This is a genomic window from Sphingobium chlorophenolicum (genome assembly GCF_000722875.1).
Taxonomy (GTDB): domain Bacteria; phylum Pseudomonadota; class Alphaproteobacteria; order Sphingomonadales; family Sphingomonadaceae; genus Sphingobium; species Sphingobium chlorophenolicum.
Map to the genome: position 1 here is coordinate 29,893 of NZ_JFHR01000037.1, position 20,324 is coordinate 50,216.

The window sequence follows — 20,324 nt, forward strand, 5'->3', positions numbered from 1 at the left end:
ATCCCCCAACCTAAAGTTGATACGTCTTATCCAGCGCAAGTTTTGATCGAAAAAGGTTAGTGAAGCGTTACCGTTCCGTTTTCGCAACGAATTGGCCAGGCAGCGTGAACCAATTCAAGGCTCGCCGGACTGAGCGATTTTGGATGGATGGCGGACCTATCCTATTCCTCCCCATTGAGAGATGGGGAGGGGGATCAGCAGCCGGCTGGTGGAGGGGAAAATACGCAGGTCACGCCATTTCCCGACATTCCGAATTTGCCCAAGCGGCCTGCCCGGATCAGGACAGGCCGCCTGACGGACGGTTCAAGACCCCTTCGCCGCCTCGGCCGCGGCCAGAACCCTCAGGACATTGCCCGACCAGATCTTCTGGACATCCGCCTCGCTATATCCCGCCTTGAGCAAGGCGGCGGTGATCCTGGGCAGGTCGAGCACATCCTCCAGGCCGACGACCCCGCCGCCGCCGTCCCAGTCCAGGCCGATGCCGACATGATCCGGCCCCGCCACCTTCAGCGCGTGGAGCATATGCGCCATGAAATCATCGAAGGTCGCCCGGTCCGTTTCGGGATAGAGCCGGTCGATCTCCTGCCGTTTCGCCAGCAGTTCGGCCCGCTTCTCCGGCGACAGCTTCGCATCCTCGCGCAACTGGCCGAACAGCGCCTTCAACGCCTCCTGCCGCGCCGGATTGGGCTTGGAAGCGCGCAGATAGGCGCCAAAGGCGTTCATCTGGATCACGCCGCCCTTGTCCGCCAGCGCCTTCAGATGCGCGTCGTCGATATTGCGCGGATGGTCATAGACCGCCTTGCAGCCCGAATGGGTCAGCAGGACCGGCGTAGTGGATAGCGCCAGCAGATCGTCCAGCACCTGATCGCTGCTGTGCGACGCGTCCGGCACCACGCCCAGCCGGTTCATCTCCTTCAGCAAATCCTTCCCCAACGGGCTGAGACCGCCAAAGCGCGGCTTCTTCGACGGATCGGTGGAGCTGTCGGCAAACTGATTATGCGCGAAATGCGCGAAGCCAACGACCCGCACGCCCATATCGTAGAAGGTCTTGAGCAAGGACACATCCTCGCCCAGCGGATAGGCGTTCTCGATCGACATGAAGACGACCCGCTTGCCCGACGCCGCGATGGGCGCGGCATCCTTCGCCTCCAGCGCCAGCGTGAAATTCGCTGGGTCCGCCGCCACCATCTGGCGGATCGATACGCCGCGCATGATCGCGAAGTCCCTCGCCCTGCGGAATCCTTCCTCCGTCAACGGCCCCTGCGGCGTGTAGATCGCGAAGAAACCACCATCCAGGCCGCCCTTCTTCATGCGCGGCAGGTCGACCTGGGTATAGTCGCTGAGCACGCCATGCTCCTCCTCAATCGACCAGCCGGGCAGGTCGAGCGAGGCGGGCGTATCGAGATGGCTGTCGAGCGTCAGCAGCCGCTGATGGAGTTGATAGACCTTCTTAGGCACCTCCTGCGCCTGCGCCCCGAACGGGAGCAGCGCCATCAGCGCCGCCCCCGCCATCATCCTTTTCAGCATCAAATCTCACCCGAAATGGTGAACTGGAAAGTGCGGGGAGAAAGCGGCCGGAAGAAGCCGTCGCCCGATGGCTGGGCAGATATGTAGGAAAGCGTGTCCTTGTCAAAGATATTGTCGACGTTGAACCGCGCTTTGATTCCCTTGACCGGCCCGAAGCTGAGGCCGTCCCCAATGTCGACATAGGCGCTGAAGACAGTGTAGCCCGGCACGCTCGACCCCGGCGTATTGACGAAGGTCGACCAGCGCTTGCTGGTATATTTGCCGGAGAAGTTGGCGACCAGCCAGCTCGCCGGTTCCACCGTCACACCGCCGCTGACGATCCACTTGGCGCTATCCGGCAGGAACTTGCCAGCGAGGGGGATGACGGTCGAGCCGATAATGTTGTCCTTGAACTTCGCGTTGTTGTAGGTGGCGTTCAGGTTGCCGTAAGCGAGGCCGTCCAGGAAGGACGGTTTGTAGGTGCCGGCAAATTCCACGCCATAAGAACGCACCCGGCCGACATTCTGGTAGAAGGTTTCCGTCGACGAGCCACCGCCCTGCACGAAGCTGGTGATCGACTGGATGCGATTTTCGAACTTCGTGTAGAAGGCCGCCAACGACGCATAGAGCTGTCCCTGGTTGGTGCGGATGCCCAGTTCCATATTCTTCGACCGTTCAGGCGCGGGCTGCGGCACCAGTGCCGACGTGCCGGGACGCGTCACCGAATAGATGTCGTCCATACCCTTGGGCAGAGCCATATTCTCCGCATAGGAGGCGAAGACCTGCGTCCGTCCGTCAAATTTGTAGAGTAGGCCCGCCATGGGCAGGAACATATCCGTATAATGCGCGGTGTTGGCCTGCGGACCCCACCCCGGAATGCCCCTGAGGACGCCGCCAATCGTCCGGGTGCGGTAATAATCGTCAAAGTCGCGATAGCCGCGCTGGACATAGTCCATCGACAGCCCCTTGAAACCGAGGTCGAGGATCAGCCGCTCGTCCGCGAGTTTCAGCGTATCCTTCACGAACACCTGCAATATGTCGCGCTTGGACCGGTAATCGCGGCGCAGATAGACTAGTTCGTTCAGATTAGGCGCACTATTGGGCGCACCATCGACCGTATTGTAGCGAGCCTGGGTACGGTGATATTTGTCAGTTTCGGCCCAGACTCCCGCTTCCACACTATTGCTGCCGATTTCCCAATGCAGCTTGCTGGTGATGCCGTAGCGATCCCCACCTACGCCCGACAAGCCATATTGTACGCCCTTGGGCGCTACGACCGGAAGGCCAGCCTCCGACTGATAAAGATAGCGCAGATAGCTGCCAGGCGTCGCGCCCCGCGTAATGCTACCATAGGAGTCGGGTGACACGCCGTAACCGTCCTTATCCTCATAATAAAGAGTTGATTCGGCCCAAACCCCATCAGCGATGCCAGCGTGGAAGGTCGCCCCGTAAAGTTTGTCCTTACGCACGTTGATGGCTAGATTATAAACGCTCGTATAGTTAGAATTGGAATAATAAATTCCCGCGACGGTTGGCGCGAATGGCGTCCTGCCGTTGACTACAGTAGTATTGGGTACATTTTCAATATTAGCGAAATCTCGCCCACACTGGCCCAAGGGATTTGGCGCCGCGCAATTATATTGCCCCCGCGAAATGGTAGGCGAGTCATAATCGAAGAAGTCGTTCGACACGAATTTGAACCGCGCCCAGCTATCGCCACCCAGATCGGCGTGAATCTGCCCTTCCCAATGTTCGCGGTCGACCGATCCGGGGCCGCGCCACAGGTCGCTGTCCAGCTTGGTGCGGCTGACATAGGCCTTGAACGGCCCCACCTTGCCGGTGCTGAAGCGGATGAAAGTGCGCTTCATATCGAAATCGCCGAAGCTCTGCGATACGAACAGGCCCATATCATCCTGCGGCGCGATGCTGTTATATTGCACCACCGGTCCCAGTGTCGAATAGCTGGGCAGGCCCACATCGCCCGCGCCGATGGCGGCTTCCACCACGCCGAGATTTTCGTTGTCGACATAGCGGAACACCGGACTGCCGCCGAAAGCGTCGCTGCGCCCGGTCGGGATGCCATCGACCACGAAGCCGATCTGGTCAAGGTTGAAGGCGCGGGTCTGGACGCTGTTGCCGAATTCATAGAGGCCGAGCGCGCCGTCGGTCTGCACGTTGAAGCCGGGCAGTTGCTCCAGCATCTTCAACCCCGAAATGCCCGACGGTGCCGAGAGCAGGGCCTCACGCGTGACCGCCACGACATTGCTCACCTTGTCCTCGCCGATGGCCTCCGCCGATTGGGAGATGCGGCGGCCGGTGACGGTGATCGTCCCCGCATCTTCGGCATCCGGCTCCTGCGCCCAGGCATGGGGCGATATGGTGGCGGCGCAGCATGACAGCAGCAGGGCGGCACGGCGAACGGACAAGAACTTCTGCATAAATGGCTCCCTTTCGGCCCTTTTCGGGCAGTTATGGGCCGTCCAGGCTGCGCCCCGCGCATGGCGTGGGCGCTGCATCTCTCCATGTAGCAAGCAAGCCGACGCATCGCTGCGACCAGCCGATTTTCTCGGTTTTCTTGTGAAACGAAATGATGGTGGAAATCCGCTACCGGCAAATGAGTAATTCTCAATCCGTAACGAAATTCGCCGGGATGCCGGTCGACCCAAAGCCCATGCTGCAAAAAACGGGCCGCGCCATGATATTCCTATTTCTACACTTCCCCCCTATTGATACACATGCATCATGACCAATACTCCTCTTTGGCTGGCCCTGCTGCACCAACTTCCCGCCAAACCGCCCTATTTGCGGGTGAAGATATGGCGGCGGCTGCAAGGGATCGGCGCGGTCCCGCTCAAGAACGCCGTCCATGTCCTGCCCCATTCGGCGGAGGGTGCGGCCGCTTTCCGCGACCTCATGGCGGAAATCACCGCCAATGGCGGCGAAGCCACCCTGATCGAGGCGCACCTGCTGGCCGGTCAATCGGACAGCGAAGTCCGCGCTCTGTTCGACGCCGCCCGCAACGCTGATTATGAAGAGGTCGCGCAGGCGGCCCGCCGCCTCCTGGAAACCGGCCCCGCCAGCGGCCCGGACATTGCCCGGCTGCGCAAGCGGATGGAGGATATCGGCAGTCTCGATTTCTTCGGCGCCCATGGACGTCAGGAGGCGGAGGCCGCGCTCGCAATACTCGACAGCCAGCGCTACCGGCATCCGGACGTCAGCCGCGCCGATCCCGCGGACCAAAGCGAAACGATCGATCTGGCCAACCGAATCTGGGTCACGCGCAGCGGCGTGCATGTCGACCGCATCGCCTGCGCCTGGCTGATTCGCCGCTTCATCGACCCCGACGCCCGCTTCCGTTTCGTCGACAGCCGCCATCACGACCCGGCGGACGGCGAACTGCGCTTCGACATGGCGGACGCCGAATTCACCCATGAAGGCGACCGGTGCAGCTTCGAAACATTACTGCTGCGGGCAAAGCTGCTGGACGATCCCGCGCTGGTCGCCATCGGGCAGATCATCCATGATCTCGACATTGGCGACGGCAAGTTCGCCCGCCCCGAAACGCCCGGCCTCAGCGCCATATTGTCGGGCGTCTGCGCCTCGACCGACGACGACCTCCAGCGCATCGCCATGGCGAGCGACGCGCTCAACCAGTTCCACGCCTTTTTCAGCAACAGGAAGACGGACCGATGAAGGCCAGCGCAGCGGACGGCCATCACAATATTCCGCTCAGCGAAGCGACCCGCGTCTGGGCGCGGATCGCGGCGCTCAGCTTCGGCGGCCCGGCGGGGCAGATCGCCGTAATGCACCGCCTGCTGGTGGAGGAGAAACGCTGGATCGGGGAGGAACGCTTCCTCCACGCGCTCAACTATTGCATGCTGCTGCCGGGACCGGAGGCGCAGCAGCTCGCCATCTATATCGGCTGGCTGCTGCACAGGACGAAGGGCGGGCTGATCGCGGGCATATTGTTCGTGCTGCCCGGATTCCTCGCCATATTGGGCCTCAGCTACATCTATGTCCTGCTGGGCCATGTGCCCCTGATCGAAGGGCTGTTCTTCGGCCTGAAAGCGGCGGTGCTGGCCATCGTGATGCAGGCGGTGGTCCGGGTCGGATCACGGGCATTGAAGAACAACGTCATGCGCGGGATCGCCGCCGCCGCCTTCGTGGCGATCTTCTTCCTTGGCGCACCCTTCCCGCTGATCGTGCTGGCGGCGGGGCTGGCGGGATTCATCGGCGGACGCAGCGGCCTTTCGGCGTTTCAGGGCGGCGGCGGCCATGGCCCGGCGGGCGGCGATGTCGTCCATGACCGCGACACCGCGCTGGGCGAACAATTGCCCGAACATGCCCGCCCCCATCTGCGCTGGTCGCTGCGCATATCGGCGGTGCTTCTGCTGCTCTGGCTGGGACCGGTGCTGGCGCTGTTCCTGACGCTGGGACCGGACAATATATTCACCCATATCGCCAGCTTCTTCAGCCAGATGGCGGTCGTCACCTTCGGCGGCGCCTATGCCGTGCTCGCCTATGTCGCGCAGGAGGCGGTGGGGACTTTCGGCTGGCTGCGGCCGGGCGAGATGCTCGACGGTCTGGGCATGGCGGAAACGACGCCGGGGCCGCTGATCATGGTGACGCAGTTCGTCGGCTTCCTGGCCGCCTTCCGCGATTCCGGCGTGCTGCATCCGCTGCTCGCCGCGACGCTGGGGGCGATCCTCACCACCTGGGTCACTTTCGTCCCCTGCTTCCTCTGGATCTTCGCGGGCGCGCCTTTCATCGAGCGGCTGCGCGGCAATCCGGCGCTTTCAGGCGCGCTGAAGGCAATCACCGCCGCCGTCGTGGGCGTGATCCTGAACCTGGCCATCTGGTTCGCCATCCACACCCTGTTCGGGAAGGTGCAGCGTATCGGCGGCGTCGACCTGCCGCTGCTGTCCAGCGTCAACATCCCCGCCCTGCTGCTGTCGATCGGCGCGATGGTCGCGATGTTCCGGTTCAAGGTCGGCATGCTGCCGGTGCTGGCCGCCTGCGCCGCCCTGGGCGCCGCCTATATTCTGATCGCCTGAGGGACTTGAAAGCCGCCCCCGCTCCCGCCATTTGACGGCTCGATTTCCATTGGGGAGAGATTTCGTTACCGCCATGACCAGCACGACCGACACCGCACCCGAAACCCGTTCCTTCGAGGCCGACGTCGCCCGGCTGCTGCACATGATGGTGCACTCCGTCTATTCGGACAAGGACGTCTTCCTGCGCGAGTTGATCTCGAACGCGGCCGACGCCTGCGAAAAGCTGCGCTACGAACTGCTGAGCGATCCCGCGCTCGCGGGCGACGATGGCCAGCCGCGCATCACCGTCACGCTCGATCCCGACGCCCGCCAGTTGATCGTCGAGGATAACGGCATCGGCATGAGCGAGGTCGAACTGGCCGAAGCGCTGGGCACCATCGCCCGATCCGGCACCCGCGCCTTCATGGAACGGGTCACGGCGGCCAAGGAAGGAGAAGGCGCGCAACTGATCGGCCAGTTCGGCGTCGGCTTCTATTCCGCCTTCATGGTCGCGGACAGGGTGGACGTCTTCTCCCGCCGCGCCGGGTCCGACACCGCGTCGCACTGGGCTTCCGACGGCTTGGGCAGCTACACCATCCAGCTAGTCGACCCCGCGCAGGCCCCGACACGCGGCACCCGCATCGTCCTCCACCTGAAGGAAGACGCCGCCAGCTATACCGAACCCTTCACCACCCAGCGCATCGTCACCGCCCAGTCGGGCCATGTCCCAGTCCCCATCTTCCTCAAGGAAAAGCCGGATGCGGAGGAAAAGCAGATCGCGGACGGCGCGGCGCTCTGGACCCGCCCGAAATCGGACATCACGGCGGAGGAATATACCGACTTCTACCGCAGCACCGCCGGTCAGTTCGACGAACCCGCGCTGACGCTGCATTATCGCGCAGAGGGGCTGCACGAATATTCGGTCCTCGCCTTCCTGCCCTCCATGCGTCCGTTCGACCTGTTCGATCCGGATCGCGCCGGGCGGATGAAACTCTATGTCCGCCGCGTCTTCATCACCGACGAGGCGCAGATATTGCCGCGCTACCTGCGCTTCGTACGCGGGCTGGTCGACAGCAACGACCTGCCGCTCAACGTCTCGCGGGAGATGATCCAGGAAAGCCCGGTCCTCGCCGCCATCCAGAAGGGGGTCGCCAACCGCATCCTTTCCGAACTGGACAAGCTGGCCGAGAAGGATAGCGAAGCCTATCTCACATTCTGGAACAATTTCGGCGCCGTCCTGAAAGAAGGCCTGTACGAGGATTTCTCCCGTCGCGAGACGCTGCTGGGCCTCGCCCGCTTCAAATCCACCACCGGCGAAGGCTGGCGCTCGCTCAAGGATTATATCGAGGCGATCAAGGACAATCAGACCGCGATCTACTACGCCACCGGCCCCGATCTAGATCGCCTCGCCTCCTCCCCGCAACTGGAGGGTTTCCGCGCCCGCGGCATCGAAGTGCTGCTGCTCACCGATCAGGTCGACAGCTTCTGGGTCACGGCCGGGGTCGACTATCAGGGCAAGCCGTTCAAGTCGGTGACCCAGGGCCTGGCCGACCTCAGCCTGATCCCGCCAGCAGAGGGCGAAGCGCCCGCCGCGCAGGCGTCGGCGGAGGTCGACGGCTTCATCGCCTATGTGAAGACCGTGCTGGGCGAGCAAGTGTCCGACGTCCGCGCATCGGAACGGCTGACGGAAAGCGCCGTCTGCCTCGTCGCGCCCGACAATGCGATGGACCGCCAGCTTGAAAAGCTGCTGGCCGGGGCCGGGCGGATCGACAGCGCGGCGAAACCCGTGCTGGAAATCAATCCCCGCCACGACCTGATCGCCAAACTCGGCACGCTGGCGGAAGACAGCGCCCTGCGCGAGGATGCGGCACACCTGCTGCTGGACGAAGCGCGCATCGCGGATGGAGAGCTTCCCGCCGACCCCCGCGCCTTTTCCGCCCGCCTCGCCCGCATGATCGGCGGCGCGATCCAATGAAGCAACGGCGGCCGGTCTGAATCCGGCCGCCAATATCCGCTTGCCAGCCCCGCGAAAGCGGGCCAATCACCCGGCAACAGGAAAAATGAGAGGGTAGCGCGTCGATGAGCTATTATGACGTTCTGATCGTGGGCGCCGGACATGCCGGGGCGCAGGCGGGCATTTCGCTGCGCCAACTCGGTTTCGAAGGCTCGATCGCGATGGTGGGCGATGAAAAAGACCCGCCCTATGAACGTCCGCCGCTGTCGAAGGAATATTTCGCGGGCGACAAGAGCTTCGACCGCATCCTGATCCGCCCGGCCAGTTTCTGGGAAGAGCGCAAGATCGACATGCTGCTCGGCCTGCGCGTGAAGTCGGTCGACCCGGTGGGCAAGTTCGTGACGGCGGGCGACCGGGAAATCGGCTATGGCAAGCTGATCTGGGCGACCGGCGGCTCCCCGCGCATGCTGACCTGCAACGGCGCCGATGCCTCCGGCGTCCACGCCGTCCGCCGCCGCGACGATGTCGACGCGATGATGGCGAAGATCGACCAGATCAATCATGTCACCGTGATCGGCGGCGGCTATATCGGGCTGGAGGCGGCGGCCGTCCTGTCGAAATTCGGCAAGAAGGTCGTGCTGCTGGAAGCGCTGGACCGCGTGCTGGCCCGCGTCGCGGGCGAGGAACTGTCGCGCTTCTACGAGGCGGAGCATCGCGCCCATGGCGTCGACCTGCGCACCGGCGCGCGGATGGACTGCATCGAAGTCACGGATGGCAAGGCCACCGCCGTGCTGATGCAGGATGGCGAGCGGATCGCGACCGACATGGTGATCGTCGGCATCGGCATCATCCCCGAAACCGGCCCGCTGATCGCGGCGGGCGCTGCGGGCGGCAACGGCGTCGACGTGGACGAATTTTGCCGCACCAGCCTGCCCGACATCTATGCGGTCGGCGATTGCGCGGCCCATGCCAACAGCTTCGCGCGGGGCGCGCAGATCCGCCTTGAATCTGTGCAAAACGCCAATGACCAGGCGAAGACGGCCGTGGCCCATATCATGGGCAAGGAAGAGGCCTATCATGCCGTGCCCTGGTTCTGGTCGAACCAATATGATCTGAAGCTCCAGACCGTGGGCCTGTCGACTGGCCACGACCAGACCATATTGCGCGGCGATCCGGCGACCCGCAGCTTTTCCGTCCTGTACCTCAAGGGCGGCAAGCTGATCGCGCTCGACTGCGTCAATGCGGTCAAGGATTATGTGCAGGGCCGCGCCCATGTCGTTTCCGGCGCGGTGCTGGATCAGGCGCAGTTGGCCGACGCAACCGTCCCCCTCAAGGAAGTCGGCCTCTCCTGACCGGTGGATGCCTGACCGGTGGATGAAGGTCAGCCCCGAAAGCTGGCCTTCATCGCCAACTCCCAAGGACCGCCACGATAATGCCATGCCGCAAGCCCGGCAATGGCGAGCGGCCTTGGACCAAAGCCCCGACGCAACTCGGCCGCCAGCGCCTTCGCCTCTGCGGGATCGACCTTATTCTGTACCGTAATATGGAAACGCGGCCGCCCCTGGTCCTGCGGCGTCAGCAAGCCTGCAAAGGCCTCCACCAATTCCTCCCGCATCGCCATCAGACCCGGACTTTCCACCCGATAGGCGACTCCCCGCCCCAACAGCATCACCTCCGCCAGTCGTGCGGCGGGCGGCGACCCCGCGCAGAGCCGCTTCAACCGCGCTGCTACTTCCTCCAGCACCGATGGCGGCAGATGATGGAACAACGTGACATGCGCCGGCACCAGATTGCGCTCCTCCGGAAAATGTGCGCGCCGCAAGCCGTCGGCCCAGCCGAAATCCGCCGCTCCCAACAAAGCCGTCACGATGATCGGCGCCGCCAAATCCTCTCTCCTTTCCCGAAAACCCCTCAACCGCTATGATCCACCCCGGCGGCCCCATCAGGCAAGCCGCCGATGGAGGGGCCAACACCATGACCGCAAGACGATCCTTTCGAACCATCGGCATCCTTTTGCTGCTCTGGAACCTGATCGGGGTGGCCGCCTTCATCATGCAATATAGCGCCGACCTCAGCCAATTGACGAAGACCGATCCCTATACCGCCCGCATCTTCGCCGCCATGCCCGACTGGGTCTGGGCGACCTATGCGGTTGCGGTCGGCGCAGGGACGCTGGGGGCGATCCTGCTGCTCCTCCGAAAGGCCGCCGCCGCGCCCCTGTTCCTGCTCTCCATCGTCGCCGTGATCATACAGTTCGGCTACAGCTTCCTCCGCACCGACCTGCTGGCGGTAAAGGGCTTCACCGCCGCGATCTTCCCGGCCGTGATCCTGTTCATCGCCCTCTTCCAATGGCGCTATGCCCGCCGCCTAATCGCGAAAGGCGTCCTGCGCTGAGTGCGCAAATCCTCCCTACGCGCAGCGTGGGGAGGGGGACCGTCGGCGCAGCCGATGGTGGAGGGGAAATGCGCAGGTCGTGCCCTTCCCCTCCACCAGCCTGCGGCTAGTCCCCCTCCCCATCTCCCGATGGGGAGGAATTAGAAAGCCCAAACCCGCAGACTCGTCGCTCAAAGCTCCCCGCGAGCCCGCCGGATTTCGAACCATTTCCGCACATTCTCATTATGCTCTTGCAGCGTGTCGGCGAAGATATGCCCGCCCTTGCCGTCCGCGACGAAATAGAGCGCCTTCGTCTCCGCCGGATGCAGCACGGCCAGGATGGACAACCGCCCCGGATTGGCGATGGGCCCCTTGGGCAGGCCCGTCATCGCATATGTGTTATAATCGTTGACCGCCGCGATCTCCGATTTCCTGATCCGGCGTCCCAGCGGTTTCCCCTTGGTGATCGGATAGATGATTGTCGGGTCCGCCTGCAACATCATGCGGGCCTTCAGCCGGTTGCCATAGACCCCCGCCACCATCGGCCGCTCCGAAGGCACGCCGGTTTCCTTCTCCACGATGCTGGCAAGGATAACCGCCTCTTGCGGCGTCCGGGCGACGGTATCGGGCGCCCGCTCCGCCCATAATTCTTCCAGCGCCTTGTCCATGGCGGACTGCATGCGCTTCAACACCGCCGCCCGGCTCTCCCCCTTGTCGAAGGCATAGCTGTCGGGCAGCACGCTGCCCTCCTCCGGCACGGCGATATCGCCGGTCAGTTCCCCGTTCGCCTTCAACCGTTCATAGACCAGGATGGAGGGCATCCCCTCCGGTATGGTGACAAGCCGGGTCAGCGTCTTCCCGCCGCCCAATATCCGGAAGATGTCGCTGTTGCTTGCCCCCTTGGGGATCAGGAATTCGCCAGCCTTGATCGACTTGCCCCGCCCGAAGACCTTGGCGCGGGTCAGAAAGGCGTCGGCGGAACGCACCGCGCCCTTTTGCTTGAGCAGCACGGCGGCGTCCGCGATGGTCGCGCCATCGGGCACGACGACCGTGATATCGGCGGTCGCCGGTCCCTTCTCGGTCCAGCCATAGACGAAACGGAACGCCACGAAGGCCGCGACGGCCAGGCCGATCAGCAATATGCCATAGCCAAGCCGCCGCATGGGTCTTTTCTCAGACCGCCTTCATGATCAGCGAGGCGTTGGTCCCGCCGAAACCGAACGAATTGTTCAGCACGGCCCGCACCTTGCGCTCCTTGGCGACATGCGGGACCAGATCGACGCCCTTGCAGCTTTCGCTCGGCTCGTCGAGGTTCAGCGTCGGCGGCACGATCTGGTCGCGCAGCGCCAGGATGCAGAAGATGCTCTCCACCGCGCCTGCGCCGCCCAGCAAGTGACCGATGGCCGACTTGGTCGAACTCATCGACATGGTGCCGAGGTGATCGCCGAACAGCCGCTTCACAGCGCCCAGTTCCAACTCGTCGCCCAGCGGAGTCGAGGTGCCATGCGCGTTCACATAATCGATGTCGCCCAGGCCCAGGCCGGACTTTTTGAGCGCCATTTCCATCGAACGATAGGCGCCATTGCCCTCCGGATGCGGGGCGGTGACGTGATAGGCGTCGCCCGACAGGCCGTATCCGACCACTTCGGCATAGATTTTCGCACCCCGCGCCTTGGCCCGCTCATATTCCTCCAGCACGACCACGCCCGCGCCCTCGCCCATGACGAAGCCGTCGCGATTGACGTCATAGGGCCGCGAAGCCTTTTCCGGGCTGTCGTCGAAGGCAGTCGACAGAGCGCGCGCCTGGGCGAAACCGGCAATGCCGATCGGGCAGATCGCGCTTTCCGCGCCACCGGCCAGCATCACGTCGGCATCGTCCAGCGCGATCATGCGGGCGGCGTCGCCAATCGAGTGCGCACCGGTCGAACAGGCCGTGACGACGGCATGGTTCGGACCCATCAGGCCATATTTGATCGAAACCTGGCCGGAGATCAGGTTGATCAGGCGGCCATGGACGAAGTGCGGGCTGACCCGGCCCGGTCCCCGGTTCGCCAGCACCAGCGATTCGCTTTCGATGCCCGGCAGGCCGCCAATGCCCGAACCGATGGAGCAACCGGCGCGCAGCCGCTCCTCCTCGCTCATATTGTCCAGGCCCGCGTCGCGCAGCGCCTGGCTGGCTGCGGAAATGCCGTAAACGATGAACGGGTCGACCTGCCGCTGGATCTTGTGGTCGACGTCCAGCCCGGCGTCATAGCCATATTCGTGATCGGCAGGCTTCACTTCGCAGGCGATGCGGCACTTATATTCGCTGGCGTCGAAGCGCGTGATCGTCGCCGCGCCGGATCTGGACGCGATGATGTTCTTCCAGGTCGTTTCCACATTCCCGCCGAGCGGGCTGACCATGCCAAGGCCGGTTACGACAACACGACGCATATGCTTGCTCCGAAAAAATCTCTTTGGCTCAACGCCGCCCATCTAGCCATTCGAAAGGCGATTGTGAACGGGGACCAGATGCGAAAAGGCTCCCCAAGACCCGGTTTCGCCGGACAGGAGGAGCCTTTTCCTTTTCAAACGCGGCGGCCACCCGTTTTTAGGCAGGCCGCTAGGCGCCCTTACTGCTTGCTGTCGATATAATCGATGGCGTCCTTGACGGTGGCGATCTTTTCCGCCGCGTCGTCGGGGATTTCGACGCCGAATTCTTCCTCGAACGCCATCACCAGCTCGACGATGTCCAGGCTGTCAGCGCCCAGATCGTCGATGAAGCTCGCATCCTCGGTCACCTTTTCGGCTTCGACGCCCAGATGCTCGACGACGATTTTCTTTACGCGATCCGCGGTCTCACTCATGAGTGGTCCTTCTTACTGGGTATCGTTGATGGTTCTGAATATCTGTTAAGGCATGCCCTAGAGGCAAGCCCAACGAGAGGCAAGAGGCAAGAGACAATCGGGTGGCATCGCCCACCTGCGTTCGGCTCTCCAGCCCCGATGGCACAAGGCGGCGGCTTTGCAAATGCCCAAAATTTCCCGGCGTGGCGGAACAGGCCCGCCGCAACGGTCTATCCGGGCCGATCGACATTTAGTTCAGACGGAGCCGAAAAGTGGGATTTTCGAGCACCGGAGCGCAAAAAATCGCGCTTTGCAGGCCCGTCTGGGCGAATGTCGATTGGCCCTTCAGATCATCGCCATGCCGCCGTTGACGTGCAACGTCTGGCCGGTGACGTAACCGGCTTCCCTGCTGGCAAGGTACACGACGGCCGCGCCGATATCCTCGCCCGCGCCCAGGTCGCCCGCCGGAATCTTCGTCAGGATCGCGCCCTTCTGCGCGTCGTTCAGCGCGTCGGTCATGGCCGAACGGATAAAGCCCGGCGCGACGCAGTTCACGGTGATGCCCCGGCTCGCCAGTTCCTGGCCCAGCGATTTGGACATGCCGATGATGCCCGCCTTCGACGCGGCATAATTGGCCTGTCCCGGATTGCCGGTCACGCCCACCACAGACGTGATGGAGATAATCCGCCCGAAGCGCGCCTTCATCATCGGCTTGGCCGCGGCGCGGGCGAGACGGAAGGCCGCCTCCAGATTGACCGAGATCACGTCCGACCATTCCTCATCCTTCATGCGCAGGATCAGGTTGTCGCGGGTGATGCCCGCATTGTTGATCAGGATGTCGATCTTCCCGCCCAGCGCTTCGACCGCCTGCGGGATCAGCGCGTCGACCGCCGCCGGATCGCCAAGGTTGCAGACCAGAATCTTGTGATCCCCGCCCAGTTCGGCGGCGAAGGCCTTCAGCTTCTCCTCATTGCTGCCCGAAAGGGCCAGCGTGGCGCCCTGCGCGGCCAAAGCCTTGGCGATGGCGGACCCGATGCCCCCCGAAGCGCCCGTCACCAGCGCGGTCATGCCTGTCAGATCGAACATTCTAATCTCCTTTGAAATTCGGCGTCCGGCGCTCGAAAAAGGCGTCTATCGCCTCGTCATGATCCGCCGTCGCATGGGCCAGCGCCTGCATCGCGCCCGCCATTTCCATGATCTGGTTCAATTCCGCCGTCTGCGCCGCGCGCAGCAGCCTCTTGGTCATCCGTGTAGCATGGGGCGGATTGGCGGCGATCTTGTCCGCCACGGCCCGCGCCGCCGCCAGCAGATCAGCGTCCGGCACCACCTCGCTCACCAGCCCGATCCGCAGAGCCTCCCGCGCATCGATGGTCTCCCCGGTCAGCGCCAGTTCGGTCGCCTTCGAAAAGCCGATGATGCGCGGCAGCAACCAAGCCCCGCCATCGCCCGAAATGATCCCCAGCTTCACGAAAGATTCGGCGAATTTGGCCGATTCTGCCGCGATCCTGACATCGCACATCAAAGTCAGGTCGCAGCCCGCGCCGATGGCAGGCCCATTGACCGCCGCCACGACCGGCAGTTCAAGCGCCTGAAACAGCAACGGCAACCGCTGGATTCCCGCCCGGTAATTGCGCCGCGTCTGCGCGGGCAGACCCGCCCGCAACCCGCCCGCATCGGGCCGCATCGCATTCAGGTCGCCGCCCGACGAAAAGGCGCTCCCCGCCCCCGTCAGGATCGCGACACGGATCGACAAATCCCGCTCCGCCTCCTCGAACACGGCGCAAAGCGCATCGACCATCGCCGGATCGGAAATCGGATTGCGCCGGTCCGGCATGTTGAGCATGACCGTCAACACGGCCCCGTCGCGGCTGGTCAGGACGGGATCGGCGCTCATGTCGCTGCTCATAGCCCCCCCAGGGCGGCCTCTATATCGTCCATCGTCACGATGCTGCGCACGGTGGCGTCGGGCGCGATGCGCTTGACCATCGGCCCCAGCACCTTGCCGCCCAGTTCCACGAACTCGGTCACGCCCGCGTCCCACATGGCCGCGACGGATTCGCGCCAGCGCACCCGGCCCGTCACCTGCTCCACCAGCCGCCGCTTGATCTCTTCCGGATCGGCAATCGCGCTCGCCAGCACATTGGCATAGACCGGCAGCAGCGGCGTATCGATCGCCGCCTTGCCCAGCGCCTCTTCCATCGCCTCGGCGGCAGGCTGCATCAGCGGGCAGTGGAAAGGTGCCGACACCGGCAGCAGCACGCCGCGCTTGATGCCATGATCCTTCACCAGCGCCACCGCCCGCTCAATCGCCCCGCGATGCCCGGAAATCACCACCTGCGTCGGGTCATTGTCGTTGGCGACGGTGCACACCTCGCCCTCGGCAGCCGCATCGGCCAAGGCCTGCGCCTTCTCGATATCCGCGCCCAGCAGAGCCGCCATCGCGCCTTCGCCCACCGGCACGGCGGCCTGCATCGCCCGCCCGCGCAGCTTCAGCAGCTTCGCCGTGGTGCCGATATCGAACGCCTCCGCCGCGCACAGCGCGCTATATTCGCCCAACGAGTGCCCAGCGACGAAATCACCCTTTTCCGCCAGCGAGAAACCGCCTTCCCTCTGCATCACCCGCAAAGTCGCCAGCGCATTGGCCATGATCGCAGGCTGGGCATTCTCCGTCAGCGTCAGGTCGCTTTCCGGCCCCTCCACCATGATGCGGAACAGATGCTGCGACAGGGCGTCGTCGACTTCCTGAAACAGCTCCTTCGCGGCCGGGCTGGCATCGGCCAGCGCCTTGCCCATGCCGACCGACTGGCTGCCCTGCCCCGGAAAAAGAAATGCCCTCATCATCCACCTTCTGACCCATGCGCGCCCTGAACGGCGCTTCCCATCGAAGGTCCGCCTTTAACGAGGACGGGGTATAAGGAAAAGGTGCGATATCGCATCGCCCTCCGTTACAATTTCCGACAAAGTCCCCGGCGCCGCGACACATCCCTGCGACAAGCTCCTCCTAAATCTGTTTTCAACGCCGGACAGCGGCGCGGAATTCGAATGAGGAGCAACGACATGATGAAGAAGTTTCTGATGGCCCTGGCCGCAACCACCATGGTCGCCAGCCCGATGATCGCCACCCAGGCCCAGGCCGCCCCGCATCGGGAGGACAGCCGCATCGTCAAATACGGCCCGCACGGCCGCACGGTGGTCAAGCACCGGACAGTCATCCGCAAGGACGATCACCGCCGCTGGGCCAAGGGCCAGCGCTTCGACCGCCGCTATGCGAACCATTATCGGGTGATCGACAATTATCGCGGCTACCGCCTGAACGCCCCGCCGCGCGGCTATCACTGGGTCCGCTCCGGCAATGACGCGCTGCTGATCGCGATCACCAGCGGCATCATCGGCGCGGTCGTCGCCGGCGCCATCCATTAAGCCAGGAACGCCCCGTAGCCACTCCTCCGGGGCGTTTCCCTACACCCACCCCGTCAGATAATAGACCGCGATCACCACGAAGACGGTGAAGGTCTTGATCAGGGTCAGCGCGAAAATATCCTTATAGGCCTGCCGATGGGTCAGCCCCGTCACCGCCAGCAGCGTGATGACCGCGCCATTATGCGGCAGGCTGTCCATCCCGCCGCTCGCCATCGACGCCACCCGGTGCAGCACCTCGCGAGGAATGCCCGCCGCATCGCCCGCCGCCGCGAACTGCTCCGCCATCGCCGCCAGCGCGATCGACAGCCCGCCCGAAGCCGATCCGGTGATCCCGGCCAGCGACGTCACGGTGATCGCCTCATTGACCAGCGGATTGGGCACGGCCTTCAACGCCTCCTTCACCACGAGAAAGCCCGGCAGTGCCGCAATCACCGCGCCGAATCCATATTCGACCGCCGTATTCATCCCCGCCAGCAAAGCCCCGCCCACCGCCGCCCGCGATCCGTCGGCAAACCGCCGCGCCACTGGCCGAAAGGCGAACAGCAGGATCGTCCCGATCCCCGCCAGCAAAGCGCCCTCCACCGCCCAAAGCGCCGAGACCTGCGCCACCTTCACCGCCACCGGATCAGTCAGGCCCGCCAGCGACACGCTCACCTCTTCTCCCGCCACCATGCGCGGAATGATCATGGTCAGCGCCAGATTCCCCAGCCCGACGACCAGCAACGGCAACAGCGCAATCAGCGGATGCGCGCATTTCCCGCCGCCCTCCTCCGCGTCCGGCTCGTTCACCAGCGTCTCCGGCGCGCCATAACCCTCGCCCGCCGCCTGCATCGCCCTGCGCCGCCAGCCGAGATAGGCCAGCCCCATCCCCATGATGCACACCGATCCGATCAGCCCCAGCACCGGCGCCGCCCAGGTGGTCGTCCCGAAGAAACTGGTGGGAATGATATTCTGGATCTGCGGCGTCCCCGGCATCGCGTCCATGGTGAAGGTGATCGCCCCCAGACCGATGGTCGCGGGCACCAGCCGCTTGGGAATATCCCCCTGGCGGAACATCTCGGCCGCGAAGGGATAGACGGCGAACACCGCCACGAACACCGAAACCCCGCCATAGGTCAGCAGCGCCGTCACCAGCATGATCGCCGGGATCGCCCTCTGCGCGCCCACCAGCCCGATCACCGCCGTCACGATGGAGCGGGAAAAGCCCGAAATCTCGATCAGCTTCCCGAACAGCGCGCCCAGCAGGAACACCGGGAAATAGAGTTTCAGGAAACTCCCCACCTTCTCCATGAAGAGTCCCGAAAAGACGGCAGGCACGGCGGCCGGATCGGTCAGGAACACCGCCAGCATCGCCAGCAACGGCGCCATCAATATGACGCTCATCCCGCGATAGGCCGCGACCATCAGCAATATCAGCGACAAGGCCGCGATCCCGACCGCCATAAGATACTCCCCCTTATCCCAAACCGTTCGGGCTGAGCCCTTCGCCTGCCTGCCAAGGCAGGCGCTCAGGATAAACTTGCCTCTGGCAAGTCGAAGCCCTTCGCTGACCATAATGAAGCGCCTTCGCTTCGCTCAGGCAAGGGCTTCGACTTCGCTCAGCCCGAACGGAGGATCGAAATCCCAACCACCCTTGCCTTTCCCACCCATTTCCGTCATAGGCGCCGCTTCGCACGACTCCGGGGCAACTCGCGGTCGCGTGGAAGAATGCTTTTAGACGACAGCCGGAGGGGCGTTCCACATGGGGTGGGCGTCAGCGATCGGCCAACAGATGAGGCAATACCCATGGCTCTTTACGAGCATGTGTTCCTTGCGCGCCAGGATCTGGCACAGGCGCAGGTGGACGCGCTGGCGGAAACCGCCACCAAGATCGTCGAGGAAAATGCCGGCAAGGTGACCAAGGTGGAAACCTGGGGCCTGCGTTCGCTCGCGTACAAGATCGCCAAGAACCGCAAGGCGCACTATGTGATGCTGAACATCGACGCCCCCGCCGGCGTCGTCGCGGAACTGGAGCGTCAGACCCAGATCAACGAAGACATCATCCGCTACATGACCATCAAGGTCGATGAGCTGGAATCCGGTCCGTCGGTCATGATGCGCAAGCAGGAACGTGCCGAGCGCGGTCCGCGCGGTGATCGTGGCGACCGTGGTCCTCGCGAAGATCGTGGCCCGCGCCGCGACCGCGAAGAAGCCCCGGCTGGCGAATAAGGAGATCTGAACAATGGCACGCCCGTTTTTCCGCCGCCGCAAGAGCTGCCCCTTCGCCGCCAAGGATGCGCCGAAGATCGATTACAAGGACGTCCGTCTGCTCCAGGGCTTCGTGTCCGAGCGCGGCAAGATCGTCCCCAGCCGCATCACGGCTGTGTCCGCCAAGAAGCAGCGCGAGCTGGCCCAGGCCATCAAGCGCGCCCGTCACCTGGGCCTGCTGCCCTACATCGTGAAGTGAGGGAGTAAGACTCATGGAAATCATTCTCCTCGAACGGATCGAGAAGCTGGGCGCCATCGGCGACGTCGTCACCGTGAAGGACGGTTACGCCCGTAACTTCCTGCTGCCCAACAAGAAGGCTCTGCGTTCCAACGCCGCCAACAAGAAGGTCTTCGAAGCCAACCGCGCGAAGATCGAGGCGGACAACGCCGCCCGCCGCTCGGACGCCGAAAAGGCTGCCGAAGGCGTCAACGGCAAGCAGATCGTTCTGATCCGCCAGTCGTCCAACGCCGGCCACCTCTACGGTTCGGTCGCCGTCCGCGACGTCGTCGAAGCGCTGCACGCTGAAGGCATCACCAACGTCACCAAGGCGATGGTCGTGCTGGAACGCGCGATCAAGACGCTGGGCGTGTTCGACGTCAAGGTCGCGCTGCATCCCGAAGTCGCCGTCACCATCACGGTGAACGTCGCCCGCTCGCCGGAAGAAGCAGAGCTTCAGTCGCAGGGCGTGGACGTGATGGCCGACCTGTTCGAAAAGGACGAGAGCGGCTTCACCGAAGATTATGATCCGAACGCGGAACCCGGCGAAATCGCCATGGAAGCCGAAGAAGCCCCGGCCGAAGAAGCCTGAGTTTCGTAAACCGGACCAAATAGAAAAAGCCGCCCCTCACCGGGCGGCTTTTTTGTGTCCGAAGGGGGAAAGGCAGACCTATCCTATTCCTCCCCATCGATAGATGGGGAGGGGGACCGCCGCTGAAAGCGGTGGTGGAGGGGAAGATACGCAGGTC

At 63.7% G+C, this 20,324-nt stretch carries 19 protein-coding genes; 9 read left to right on the forward strand and 10 right to left on the reverse strand.

All coding sequences use genetic code 11. From position 1 onward, the window contains the following. Nucleotides 1-303 precede the first annotated feature (303 nt). Together BV95_RS15050 and BV95_RS15055 are read right to left on the reverse strand one after the other, a co-directional pair. Nucleotides 304-1,527 carry a dipeptidase gene (locus BV95_RS15050; protein WP_037453590.1) on the reverse strand — a complete coding sequence of 408 codons (1,224 nt, stop codon included), beginning with the start codon at nucleotides 1,525-1,527 and terminating at the stop codon, nucleotides 304-306. After that, on the reverse strand, nucleotides 1,527-3,944 hold the full coding sequence (locus BV95_RS15055) for a TonB-dependent receptor (RefSeq protein WP_037453593.1): 2,418 nt from the start codon (nucleotides 3,942-3,944) through the stop codon (nucleotides 1,527-1,529). The genes BV95_RS15050 and BV95_RS15055 overlap by 1 nt, the downstream gene beginning before the upstream one ends. Nucleotides 3,945-4,248: 304 nt before the next feature. On the opposite strand from BV95_RS15055, the gene BV95_RS15060 reads away from it, so the two are divergent. The 4 genes from BV95_RS15060 (at nucleotide 4,249) to BV95_RS15075 (ending at nucleotide 9,845) form a co-directional block, all read left to right on the forward strand. After that, entirely contained in the window at nucleotides 4,249-5,199 is a 951-nt protein-coding gene (locus BV95_RS15060; RefSeq protein WP_081873401.1) for a chromate resistance protein ChrB domain-containing protein, read from the forward strand. Further along, nucleotides 5,196-6,560, forward strand: coding sequence for a chromate efflux transporter (chrA, locus tag BV95_RS15065; protein WP_037453596.1), 1,365 nt, complete (start codon nucleotides 5,196-5,198; stop codon nucleotides 6,558-6,560). The genes BV95_RS15060 and chrA overlap by 4 nt, the downstream gene beginning before the upstream one ends. Before the next feature lie 73 nt (nucleotides 6,561-6,633). Further along, nucleotides 6,634-8,514 (forward strand): molecular chaperone HtpG, encoded by a 1,881-nt coding sequence (gene htpG / locus BV95_RS15070; RefSeq protein WP_037453599.1) that lies wholly within the window; start codon nucleotides 6,634-6,636, stop codon nucleotides 8,512-8,514. 104 nt (nucleotides 8,515-8,618) lie between these two features. Continuing rightward, a complete protein-coding gene (locus BV95_RS15075) occupies nucleotides 8,619-9,845 on the forward strand; it encodes an NAD(P)/FAD-dependent oxidoreductase (protein ID WP_037453602.1) in 1,227 nt (408 codons plus the stop codon). 29 nt (nucleotides 9,846-9,874) lie between these two features. Here the strand turns inward: BV95_RS15075 and BV95_RS15080 are convergent, their stop codons facing one another. Then, nucleotides 9,875-10,378 carry a 2'-5' RNA ligase family protein gene (locus BV95_RS15080; protein ID WP_037453605.1) on the reverse strand — a complete coding sequence of 168 codons (504 nt, stop codon included), beginning with the start codon at nucleotides 10,376-10,378 and terminating at the stop codon, nucleotides 9,875-9,877. An 89-nt stretch (nucleotides 10,379-10,467) separates the two neighbouring features. On the opposite strand from BV95_RS15080, the gene BV95_RS15085 reads away from it, so the two are divergent. Next, on the forward strand, nucleotides 10,468-10,887 hold the full coding sequence (locus tag BV95_RS15085; protein WP_037453636.1) for a hypothetical protein: 420 nt from the start codon (nucleotides 10,468-10,470) through the stop codon (nucleotides 10,885-10,887). Nucleotides 10,888-11,057: 170 nt separating this feature from the next. Here BV95_RS15085 and mltG read toward each other — a convergent pair whose 3' ends face one another. The 6 genes from mltG to fabD all read right to left on the reverse strand — a co-directional run bounded on the left by mltG (nucleotide 11,058) and on the right by fabD (nucleotide 16,529). After that, nucleotides 11,058-12,029: an endolytic transglycosylase MltG gene (gene mltG, locus BV95_RS15090; protein ID WP_037453607.1), complete on the reverse strand. Its 972-nt coding sequence runs from the start codon at nucleotides 12,027-12,029 to the stop codon at nucleotides 11,058-11,060. Between the two features lie 10 nt (nucleotides 12,030-12,039). Beyond that, nucleotides 12,040-13,299, reverse strand: coding sequence for a beta-ketoacyl-ACP synthase II (gene fabF / locus BV95_RS15095; RefSeq protein WP_037453610.1), 1,260 nt, complete (start codon nucleotides 13,297-13,299; stop codon nucleotides 12,040-12,042). Nucleotides 13,300-13,478: 179 nt separating this feature from the next. Further along, nucleotides 13,479-13,712, reverse strand: a complete 234-nt coding sequence (locus BV95_RS15100) for an acyl carrier protein (RefSeq protein WP_007689016.1) — start codon at nucleotides 13,710-13,712, stop codon at nucleotides 13,479-13,481. 324 nt (nucleotides 13,713-14,036) lie between these two features. Further along, a complete protein-coding gene (fabG, locus tag BV95_RS15105) occupies nucleotides 14,037-14,777 on the reverse strand; it encodes a 3-oxoacyl-[acyl-carrier-protein] reductase (RefSeq protein ID WP_037453612.1) in 741 nt (246 codons plus the stop codon). Nucleotide 14,778: 1 nt separating this feature from the next. Next, nucleotides 14,779-15,585: a crotonase/enoyl-CoA hydratase family protein gene (locus BV95_RS15110; protein ID WP_037453639.1), complete on the reverse strand. Its 807-nt coding sequence runs from the start codon at nucleotides 15,583-15,585 to the stop codon at nucleotides 14,779-14,781. 8 nt (nucleotides 15,586-15,593) lie between these two features. Continuing rightward, the gene (gene fabD / locus BV95_RS15115; protein WP_037453642.1) at nucleotides 15,594-16,529 is read right to left on the reverse strand and encodes an ACP S-malonyltransferase; all 936 of its coding nucleotides are present in this window, start codon (nucleotides 16,527-16,529) and stop codon (nucleotides 15,594-15,596) included. Nucleotides 16,530-16,748: 219 nt separating this feature from the next. Between fabD and BV95_RS15120 the strand changes: the two genes are divergently transcribed. After that, the gene (locus tag BV95_RS15120; RefSeq protein ID WP_037453646.1) at nucleotides 16,749-17,111 is read left to right on the forward strand and encodes an RcnB family protein; all 363 of its coding nucleotides are present in this window, start codon (nucleotides 16,749-16,751) and stop codon (nucleotides 17,109-17,111) included. 39 nt (nucleotides 17,112-17,150) lie between these two features. On the opposite strand, the gene BV95_RS15125 is transcribed toward BV95_RS15120, so the two are convergent. After that, nucleotides 17,151-18,554 (reverse strand): GntP family permease, encoded by a 1,404-nt coding sequence (locus BV95_RS15125; RefSeq protein WP_037453615.1) that lies wholly within the window; start codon nucleotides 18,552-18,554, stop codon nucleotides 17,151-17,153. A gap of 342 nt (nucleotides 18,555-18,896) precedes the next feature. On the opposite strand from BV95_RS15125, the gene rpsF reads away from it, so the two are divergent. Genes rpsF through rplI form a run of 3 tightly spaced genes read left to right on the forward strand, consistent with a single transcriptional unit; the run spans nucleotide 18,897 to nucleotide 20,167 of the window. Then, nucleotides 18,897-19,319: a 30S ribosomal protein S6 gene (rpsF, locus tag BV95_RS15130; RefSeq protein ID WP_037453617.1), complete on the forward strand. Its 423-nt coding sequence runs from the start codon at nucleotides 18,897-18,899 to the stop codon at nucleotides 19,317-19,319. A 13-nt stretch (nucleotides 19,320-19,332) separates the two neighbouring features. Next, entirely contained in the window at nucleotides 19,333-19,557 is a 225-nt protein-coding gene (rpsR, locus tag BV95_RS15135) for a 30S ribosomal protein S18 (RefSeq protein WP_004212076.1), read from the forward strand. Nucleotides 19,558-19,570: 13 nt separating this feature from the next. After that, the gene (gene rplI / locus BV95_RS15140) at nucleotides 19,571-20,167 is read left to right on the forward strand and encodes a 50S ribosomal protein L9 (protein ID WP_037453621.1); all 597 of its coding nucleotides are present in this window, start codon (nucleotides 19,571-19,573) and stop codon (nucleotides 20,165-20,167) included. Nucleotides 20,168-20,324 lie beyond the last annotated feature (157 nt).

What these genes read in the sequence shown, in the direction of transcription:
- BV95_RS15050 (WP_037453590.1), bottom strand. Translation starts at nt 1,527, where the DNA reads ATGCTGAAAAGGATGATGGCGGGGGCGGCGCTGATGGCGCTGCTCCCG.
- BV95_RS15055 (WP_037453593.1), bottom strand. Translation starts at nt 3,944, where the DNA reads ATGCAGAAGTTCTTGTCCGTTCGCCGTGCCGCCCTGCTGCTGTCATGC.
- BV95_RS15060 (WP_081873401.1), top strand. Translation starts at nt 4,249, where the DNA reads ATGACCAATACTCCTCTTTGGCTGGCCCTGCTGCACCAACTTCCCGCC.
- chrA (WP_037453596.1), top strand. Translation starts at nt 5,196, where the DNA reads ATGAAGGCCAGCGCAGCGGACGGCCATCACAATATTCCGCTCAGCGAA.
- htpG (WP_037453599.1), top strand. Translation starts at nt 6,634, where the DNA reads ATGACCAGCACGACCGACACCGCACCCGAAACCCGTTCCTTCGAGGCC.
- BV95_RS15075 (WP_037453602.1), top strand. Translation starts at nt 8,619, where the DNA reads ATGAGCTATTATGACGTTCTGATCGTGGGCGCCGGACATGCCGGGGCG.
- BV95_RS15085 (WP_037453636.1), top strand. Translation starts at nt 10,468, where the DNA reads ATGACCGCAAGACGATCCTTTCGAACCATCGGCATCCTTTTGCTGCTC.
- mltG (WP_037453607.1), bottom strand. Translation starts at nt 12,029, where the DNA reads ATGCGGCGGCTTGGCTATGGCATATTGCTGATCGGCCTGGCCGTCGCG.
- fabF (WP_037453610.1), bottom strand. Translation starts at nt 13,299, where the DNA reads ATGCGTCGTGTTGTCGTAACCGGCCTTGGCATGGTCAGCCCGCTCGGC.
- BV95_RS15100 (WP_007689016.1), bottom strand. Translation starts at nt 13,712, where the DNA reads ATGAGTGAGACCGCGGATCGCGTAAAGAAAATCGTCGTCGAGCATCTG.
- fabG (WP_037453612.1), bottom strand. Translation starts at nt 14,777, where the DNA reads ATGTTCGATCTGACAGGCATGACCGCGCTGGTGACGGGCGCTTCGGGG.
- BV95_RS15110 (WP_037453639.1), bottom strand. Translation starts at nt 15,585, where the DNA reads ATGAGCGCCGATCCCGTCCTGACCAGCCGCGACGGGGCCGTGTTGACG.
- fabD (WP_037453642.1), bottom strand. Translation starts at nt 16,529, where the DNA reads ATGAGGGCATTTCTTTTTCCGGGGCAGGGCAGCCAGTCGGTCGGCATG.
- BV95_RS15120 (WP_037453646.1), top strand. Translation starts at nt 16,749, where the DNA reads ATGATGAAGAAGTTTCTGATGGCCCTGGCCGCAACCACCATGGTCGCC.
- BV95_RS15125 (WP_037453615.1), bottom strand. Translation starts at nt 18,554, where the DNA reads ATGGCGGTCGGGATCGCGGCCTTGTCGCTGATATTGCTGATGGTCGCG.
- rpsF (WP_037453617.1), top strand. Translation starts at nt 18,897, where the DNA reads ATGGCTCTTTACGAGCATGTGTTCCTTGCGCGCCAGGATCTGGCACAG.
- rpsR (WP_004212076.1), top strand. Translation starts at nt 19,333, where the DNA reads ATGGCACGCCCGTTTTTCCGCCGCCGCAAGAGCTGCCCCTTCGCCGCC.
- rplI (WP_037453621.1), top strand. Translation starts at nt 19,571, where the DNA reads ATGGAAATCATTCTCCTCGAACGGATCGAGAAGCTGGGCGCCATCGGC.